6 protein-coding genes are annotated in these 7,122 nt (G+C 74.5%); 1 reads left to right on the top strand and 5 read right to left on the bottom strand.

Annotation, left to right across the window (positions count from 1 at the left end; genetic code table 11):
* Positions 1-510 precede the first annotated feature (510 nt).
* The 5 genes from proC to ACH4K1_RS20335 form a co-directional block, all read right to left on the bottom strand.
* On the bottom strand, positions 511-1,320 hold the full coding sequence (gene proC, locus ACH4K1_RS20355; protein ID WP_398090676.1) for a pyrroline-5-carboxylate reductase: 810 nt from the start codon (positions 1,318-1,320) through the stop codon (positions 511-513).
* Positions 1,321-1,398: 78 nt separating this feature from the next.
* Positions 1,399-2,121 (bottom strand): ABC transporter permease, encoded by a 723-nt coding sequence (locus ACH4K1_RS20350; protein WP_398090675.1) that lies wholly within the window; start codon positions 2,119-2,121, stop codon positions 1,399-1,401.
* A complete protein-coding gene (locus tag ACH4K1_RS20345) occupies positions 2,118-2,915 on the bottom strand; it encodes an ABC transporter ATP-binding protein (RefSeq protein WP_398090674.1) in 798 nt (265 codons plus the stop codon). The genes ACH4K1_RS20350 and ACH4K1_RS20345 overlap by 4 nt, the downstream gene beginning before the upstream one ends.
* Before the next feature lie 779 nt (positions 2,916-3,694).
* Positions 3,695-4,243 carry a hypothetical protein gene (locus ACH4K1_RS20340; protein WP_398090673.1) on the bottom strand — a complete coding sequence of 183 codons (549 nt, stop codon included), beginning with the start codon at positions 4,241-4,243 and terminating at the stop codon, positions 3,695-3,697.
* Between the two features lie 209 nt (positions 4,244-4,452).
* Complete coding sequence (locus ACH4K1_RS20335) at positions 4,453-4,794, bottom strand: SH3 domain-containing protein (RefSeq protein WP_398090672.1); 342 nt, start codon at positions 4,792-4,794, stop codon at positions 4,453-4,455.
* A 132-nt stretch (positions 4,795-4,926) separates the two neighbouring features.
* On the opposite strand from ACH4K1_RS20335, the gene ACH4K1_RS20330 reads away from it, so the two are divergent.
* Positions 4,927-7,101, top strand: coding sequence for a protein kinase (locus ACH4K1_RS20330; protein WP_398090671.1), 2,175 nt, complete (start codon positions 4,927-4,929; stop codon positions 7,099-7,101).
* The last annotated feature ends 21 nt before the right edge of the window (positions 7,102-7,122 follow it).

The following is a 7,122-nucleotide window of genomic DNA, read 5'->3' as shown; positions in this document are numbered from 1 at the left end:
GGCCCCTCCGGGCGCTTCCCTTCGTTTTCTTCTGTGTCCTGCTGTCTTGCGTTTCCGACTCTATCAGACTCTTTCGTGTCCGATTCCCGGTCGAAACGGGCCCCGCAATCCTGCCTTTTCGCTTTCCAGGTCTCCCGCTTCCGCGTTCTCCCTTTCCGGCGAGTCCGACTCTATCAGATCCTTTCGGGCCTGATTCCCAGTCAGCGGGATTTGTCTTCCCGGCCCTTGGGCCGTTCCGACGAGTGAGACTTTAGCGGATTCCTGCGCCCCGACGCTAATCGGGGTGCGTTCCTTCGAACGCGGATTCCTCATTTCGCATGGGCGCACGAAAAGACATGCGAACCGAAGTCGCGTGTCTGTCGTGGTTACTGCGGAATGGCTGTCCGGGGACCGACCGGGGTCGGCGCTCACGTCGGACAACTCGGAGCACACTACGGATGCGTCCTGGGCGTGTCAACCCCCGGCCGGACGCGCCTGCGGCCGGGGGCGGGCGGTGCGTCCGGTCGGGGGTCAGCCGTTGCCGGAGGCCAGGGCGCGGCTGCGGTCGCGGGCCGCTTCCAGGGCGGCGATGAGGGCGGCGCGCACCCCGTGGTTCTCCAGTTCCCGGATGGCGCTGATCGTCGTGCCGGCCGGGCTGGTGACGGCCTCGCGCAGCTTGACCGGGTGCTCACCGCTGTCCCGGAGCATGACGGCCGCGCCGATGGCGGCCTGGACGATGAGGTCGTGGGCCTGGGCGCGGGGCAGGCCGAGCAGGATGCCCGCGTCGGTCATGGCCTCGACCAGGAAGTAGAAGTAGGCGGGGCCGGAGCCGGAAAGGGCGGTGGCCGCGTCCTGCTGGGACTCCGGTACGCGCAGGGTCTTGCCGACGCCGCCGAAGATCTCCTCGGCGGTGGCCAGGTGCGCGCCGGTGGCGTGGCTGCCGGCGGAGATGACGGACATGCCCTCGTCGACGAGGACCGGGGTGTTCGGCATGACCCGGACGACCGGGGTGCCGGAGGCGAGCCGGTCCTCGATGAACGCGGTGGGGATGCCGGCCGCGGCGCTGATGACCAGCCGGTCGGCGGTGACGTGCGGGGCGAGCTCGTCCAGGAGCTTGCCCATGTCCTGCGGCTTGACCGCGAGGATGAGGACGTCGGCGTTCTTGGCCGCCTCCGCGTTGGTGACGGACTCGACCCCGTACCGCGTGTGCAGTTCCCGGGCGCGTTCGTCCCGGCGGGTGGTCACCAGCAGGTGGGCCGGTCGCCAGCCTGCCCGGATCATCCCGCTGAGCAGGGCCTCGCCGATCTTGCCGGTGCCGAGGACTGCGACTGTCTGGGTCATGCGTTCACCCTCCGGGCGGTGCTGGGCTGTGCTCTGGGCCGGACCGTGCTGCTCCCCGTCATCCTCGCATCGGCGTGTTCACGGTGTCCGGCGGCGGAGGGTGACCGCACCGAGGCAGAGGACGAGGAGGGCGCTGCCCGCGACCACGGCGATGTCGCGCACGAAGTCGCCGGTGATCCCGGTGTGGTGGAGGACCTGGTTCATGCCGTCGACGGCGTACGACATGGGCAGGACGTTCGAGACCGCTTCCAGAGCCGGATGCATCGCCTCGCGCGGGGTGAACAGGCCGCAGAGCAGGAGCTGGGGGAAGATCACGGCCGGCATGAACTGGACCGCCTGGAACTCGGAGGCGGCGAACGCCGAGACGAACAGGCCCAGCGCGGTGCCGAGCAGGGCGTCGAGCAGGGCGACCAGGAGCAGCAGCCAGGCCGAGCCGGCCACGTCCAGCCCCAGCAGCAGGACGGAGACGGCCGTGGCGAGCGCCGACTGGACGACCGCGACCGCGCCGAATGCGAGGGCGTACCCCCCGATCAGGCCGCCCTTGCCGAGCGGGAGGGACAGGAGGCGTTCGAGGGTGCCCGAGGTCCGTTCGCGCAGGGTGGCGATCGAGGTCACCAGGAACATCGTGATCAGCGGGAAGATCCCGAGGAGGGAGGCCCCGGTGGAGTCGAAGGTCCCGGCCGCGCCGTCGAAGACGTACCGGAGCAGGGTGATCAGCAGGACCGGGACGATCACCAGGAGCGCGATCGTGCGGGGGTCGTGGGTCAGCTGGCGCAGGACGCGGCCGGCGGTGGCGGTCATCGGGGGGCCTCCTCGGTGCGGGGTGCGGCGTCGTCCACCAGGTGGAGGAACGCGTCCTCGACCGTCTCCGTACCGGTGCGGCGGCGCAGGGCCTCGGGTGTGTCCTCGGCGAGGATGCGGCCCTCCCGCATGAGGAGGAGGCGGTGGCAGCGCTCGGCCTCGTCCATCACGTGCGAGGAGATCAGCAGCGCGGTGCCGCGGTCGGCGGCCAGGCGGTGGAAGAGGTCCCAGAGGTCCCGGCGGAGCACGGGGTCGAGCCCCACGGTCGGCTCGTCCAGGACCAGCAGGTCCGGAGCGCCGAGAAGGGCGACCGCCAGGGAGACCCGGCTGCGCTGGCCGCCGGAGAGCGCACCGGTGAGGGCGTCGGCGCGGCTCGTGAGATCGACGTCCCCGATGGCGCGGGCGACGGCGTCGCGGCGGGTGTTGCGGTGGGCGCGGCCGGGGTTCAGGACGGCGGCGAAGTAGTCGAGGTTCTGGCGGACGGTGAGATCGGTGTAGACGGAGGGCGCCTGGGTGACGTAGCCGATGCGGGGGCGCAGCTCCGGGCTCCCGGCGGGACGGCCCAGGACGTCGAGGGCGCCGGTGACCTTGGCCTGGGTGCCGACCACCGCGCGCAGGAGCGTCGTCTTCCCGCAGCCCGAGGGGCCGAGGAGGCCGGTGATGCGGCCGGGGCGGACGGTGAGGTCCACGGCGTGCAGGACGGTGCGGTCGCCCCGGACGACGGTGAGGCCGCGTGCCTCGATCGCGGGGTCGGGTGGGGGAGGAGGGGGAGACGTCCGCTCGTAATTCATCATGTGATGAATTCTTCTCGCAGCGGATCCGTCCGTCAAGGGGGTGGGGCGGGTGGAGTCGGAAAACGGCACGGCTCGCCGAGGGGGTGTCGGCGGGCCGGAGGGGAAGAGGTGCGGCTCGGGCTCGACGGACAGGGCGCGGCGCGCGGGACGTACGCGGGGCGTGGGCGCGCGGGACGTACCCGGGGCGTGGGGGCGCGCCGGCCCGGGGTGGGTGCCGCTCGGGGAGCGGGGGCGGGGAGTCCGGCAGGCTGCGGAACGTACGCGGTCAGCCGCAGGGGTGCGGGGAGCCTGGCGCCTTGGCGCCCTGACGACCTGACGACCTGACGACCTGGCGACCCGGCGACCCGGCGACCCGGCGACCCGGCGACCTGGCGACCTGGCGACCTGGCGACCTGGCGACCTGGCGGAACGTACGCGGTGAGCGGGGCGGGCGCGATGAGCGGGGCGGGCGCGGGAAGCCCAGCAGCCCCGCTGCTCGGCGGCTCGGCGGGCAGGGCGCGGCGCGCGGGACGTACGCGGGGCGTGGGGGGGGGCGCACCGCTCCGGGGTGGGTGCCGTTCATGGAGCGGATGCGGGGAGCTCGGCGGCCCGCGGACCGTACGGGAGGGAACCGGTCGGGCGCGGGGAGCCCGGCGGTACCTGTGCGGGGAACCCGGCGGCCCGGTGGAACGTGGGCGGGAAGCCCCACAACCCGGCGGCCCGGTGGAACGTGGGCGGGAAGCCCCACAACCCGGCGGGCCGACGGTACGTGTGCGGGGGGCCGGGCGGGGGCGGTGGGGTCAGCGGCGCTTCGGGCGCTTGCGGGTCGCCGGGTTCCCCGTGCGGGTCGATCGGCGCTTCTCGAACCGGTCGCGGGCCTTCTCGTACTCGGCGCGGCGCAGCCTCTCGCCCGGGGCCTCGGTGAGCGAGCGGACGAAGTAGGCGAGGAGCGAGCCGATGAAGCCGATCGACTTCAGGCCGCGCAGGGCGTCCTCGCGGTCCGGGTCCTTCGGGCGGGCGCCGAACCCCTCCCAGGTCTTGCGGAACGCGATGGCGCTGCAGACGGAGAACATCGCGATGACCAGCACCCCGACGAAGCCGCCGACGTCCGCGATCTCCAGCCCCTGGTAGGCGAAGCGCAGGACGAAGCAGGAGGCCGCCGCGGCGGCCAGCGAGCCGACGGAGACGCCGACGCGCCGGAGGCCGTAACCGCCGTCGTGGTCGACCCAGGTCGTGCCGAAGAAGCGGAGGGGCTCGGGTCGCGGGCCGGAGCCGGAGGGGGTGGTGGTCCCGGAGGGTGTTCCTCCGGCGGGCGGCGGGGTGCCGGGGGCTGCGCTGTTCTCGCTCACGCGGTCGATTATCCCCGCAGGCGCTGTCCGGCGGATCGGGGCCGGAGAGGACGCGGCCTCCGGTGCGGCGCGTCGCGAGGTGCCGGAGCGCCCTCGCCGCGGAGCGGTTCGGGCGTTCCGGCCACGCCGCGGGACGCCGTGCCCGATGTCGCGGACCCGGTGGAGATCGGTCGGGCGCCCCCGGGCCCCGGGCCCCCGGGGCGGAGCCGTCAGTCGCAGCGCGGTGCGATGTAGCCGTCGCGCCCGGTGTAGACGTAGGCGTCCGCGACGAACTGGCCGTTGGCGATGTTGTCCCAGAGGTTCGACGTGCCGTACGGGCCGGTGACCCACTCCCCCGGCTTCTGGCAGTAGATCGGGATCTTCTGGTCGTACGGCAGGGTCCTGACGATGCGGTAGCCGGTGCCCGGACCGGTGCGGACGTTGACCCGGTAGCCCGGGGCGATCGGATAGCGGGTGCCGGTCGCGGCCTCCGCCGCGACCGCGGCCGTCCCGGCGGGCCCGTCCACGGCCTCGGCCGCCGCCGGTTCCCGCGTGCTCTCTTCAACGCTCATGTGGTTCTCCCCCGTTGAGAATCGTGTACGCCGACGCGTACGACGCGCAGGCTAGCAAGCCCCGTGCTTCTCGAACGCACCATCCATTAGGCTCCGTGCGTCGCATGCGCACGAACACACGGGGGTGGGCGGATGCCGCCGCTGCGCGAGCCCGGAACGCATCCGGAAGCGGAGTTTCCGCAGTACGCCGGCGCCTACCGTCTCGAAGCCCGTCTCGGCTCGGGCGGCATGGGGGTCGTGCATCTGGCGCGCTCGGCCTCGGGGATGCAGCTCGCGGTGAAGGTGGTGCACGCGCCGTACGCGGCGGACCCCGAGTTCAGGGCGCGGTTCCGGCAGGAGGTCGCGGCGGCGCGGCGGGTCAGCGGGGCGTTCACCGCGCCCGTCGTGGACGCCGATCCGGAGGCCGGCCGGCCCTGGATGGCCACCCTCTACGTCCCCGGCCCCACGCTCGCCGAGCAGGTGAAGCGGAACGGCCCGATGTCCCCCGCCGCGCTGCGCAGGCTGACCGCCGGGCTGGCCGAGGCGCTGCGGGACATCCACCGGGCGGGGGTGATCCACCGGGACCTGAAACCGAGCAACGTGCTGCTGACCGACGGGGGCCCGAAGGTCATCGACTTCGGGATCTCTCGGCCGTACGACAGTGATCTGCGCACCGAGACCGGCAAGCTGATCGGCTCGCCGCCCTACATGGCCCCCGAGCAGTTCCAGCGACCGCGCGAGGTCGGACCGCCGGTCGACGTGTTCGCGCTGGGGGCCGTGATCGTCCACGCGGCGACGGGCCGGGGTCCGTTCGACTCGGACAGCCCGTACATCGTGGCGTACCAGGTGGTGCACGACCAGCCCGATCTGAGCGGGGTGCCCGAGGAGCTGGCGCCGCTGGTAGCCCGCTGCCTGGCGAAGGACCCGGCGGACCGGCCGACGCCGGACGAGGTGATGGAGGCGCTGCTGCCCCCGTCGTACGCGGCCGAGGCGTTCGTACCGGCGCAGCGGCGGCGGCCGGCGGTCGTGGCGGCGGTGACGGTGGCGGACGGGGAGCGGGACGGTGCGGAGGAGGACACGCATGTGCGCGGCGCGGCTCCGGCCCGCCGCCGGTTGCCGCGTGTCCGGCTGATCGTGGCGGCGGCGCTCCTGCTGCTGGTGGCGAGTGCGGGCGCGGGGGCGTACGCGGTGTGGGGCGGCGGTACGGGCCCGGGCCGGGCCGGTGCGGAGGGCCGGGCGGGGGCGGCGGGCGAGGGCGCGGCCACCCCGTGGCGTACCGCGCTGCGGGCCGGGGGCGGTACGCCTGTCTGCTCGGCCGGCGGTTCGCCGGAGGCGCTGTACTGCTCGGCGGCCGGAGCCGGCACGGTCAGGATCGACCCGGCGGACGGGCGCGTGCTGTGGTCGGCCCCCTCCTCCCCCTCGGCCCCGGAGGTCCGGGCCCCGATCGTGGCGGGCGCGGTCGTGCTGTCCGCCGGGCCGGAGGGAAGGCTGCGCGCCCTCGACCCGGTGGCGGGGGCCGCCGTACGGGGCGCCGCGCTGCCCGCGCGGCTCGGGGAGGTGTTCCCGGCGGGCGGCGCCCTGCTGACCGTCGCGGACGACGGCACGGTGACCGCGCTGGACGGGGCGAGCGGGGCGACCCGCTGGGAGAAGCCGCTGGTGGGGCACGTGCGGCCCGATTTCTCGCTCTACGACGGGGGCTCCGGGCTCGCCTACGCCTTCGAGCACACGCCGTCCGGCGCCTCGACCCTGGTCACGGCGGTGGACGCCGCGAGCGGCCGGGCCGCGTGGCAGCGGCGCCTGGACGGGGTGCTGACCCCGGTCTCCACGGCCGGGTCCGGGGACCTGGTGCTGACGGCGATGGACGAGAACTCCGACACCGCGGAGCTGGTCCGGTACGCCCCCGCGACCGGCGCGTCCACCCGTGTCGCGCTGCCCTTCGCCCTGGACGGGCCGCAGGTGGCGATGGCCGGGGACGCGGCGTACCTGCTGGGGCGGGGCGGTTCGCTGCTCGCCGTCGACACCGGGGCCGGAGGGGCGGGCGGTGGGAAGGCCGAGCTGTGGCGGCTGGAGACGGGGGTGGGGCGGGCGTCCGCCCCGGTGCTCGGGGAGGGCGGCCTGCTGTACTTCTCCGCCGCCGACGGGCGGCTGCTGGCGGTCGATACGGAACGGGGCGCGCTGGTGGGGCAGAGCCGGGCCCGGCTGAGCGGCGGGAGGCTCGCCCACGCCTCGGACCTGCCCGCGCCGGTGACGGTGGGGCGGCTGGTCGTGGGCAGCGCTCCCGACGGTTCGGTCTTCGCCCTGGACGGGGCGGACCCGGGGGCCTGGTGAGGAGGCCGTCCGGGTCCGCGT

Source organism: Streptomyces sp. NPDC017448 (genome assembly GCF_044330565.1).
Lineage (GTDB): Bacteria > Actinomycetota > Actinomycetes > Streptomycetales > Streptomycetaceae > Streptomyces.
The sequence above is the reverse complement of the archived record's forward strand: the minus strand, read 5'-3'. Positions and strand labels throughout refer to the sequence as shown.

Excerpts from the sequence above, each read along its gene's own strand:
- proC (WP_398090676.1), bottom strand. The coding sequence starts at position 1,320 with ATGACCCAGACAGTCGCAGTCCTCGGCACCGGCAAGATCGGCGAGGCC.
- ACH4K1_RS20350 (WP_398090675.1), bottom strand. The coding sequence starts at position 2,121 with ATGACCGCCACCGCCGGCCGCGTCCTGCGCCAGCTGACCCACGACCCC.
- ACH4K1_RS20330 (WP_398090671.1), top strand. The coding sequence starts at position 4,927 with ATGCCGCCGCTGCGCGAGCCCGGAACGCATCCGGAAGCGGAGTTTCCG.
- ACH4K1_RS20345 (WP_398090674.1), bottom strand. The coding sequence starts at position 2,915 with ATGATGAATTACGAGCGGACGTCTCCCCCTCCTCCCCCACCCGACCCC.
- ACH4K1_RS20335 (WP_398090672.1), bottom strand. The coding sequence starts at position 4,794 with ATGAGCGTTGAAGAGAGCACGCGGGAACCGGCGGCGGCCGAGGCCGTG.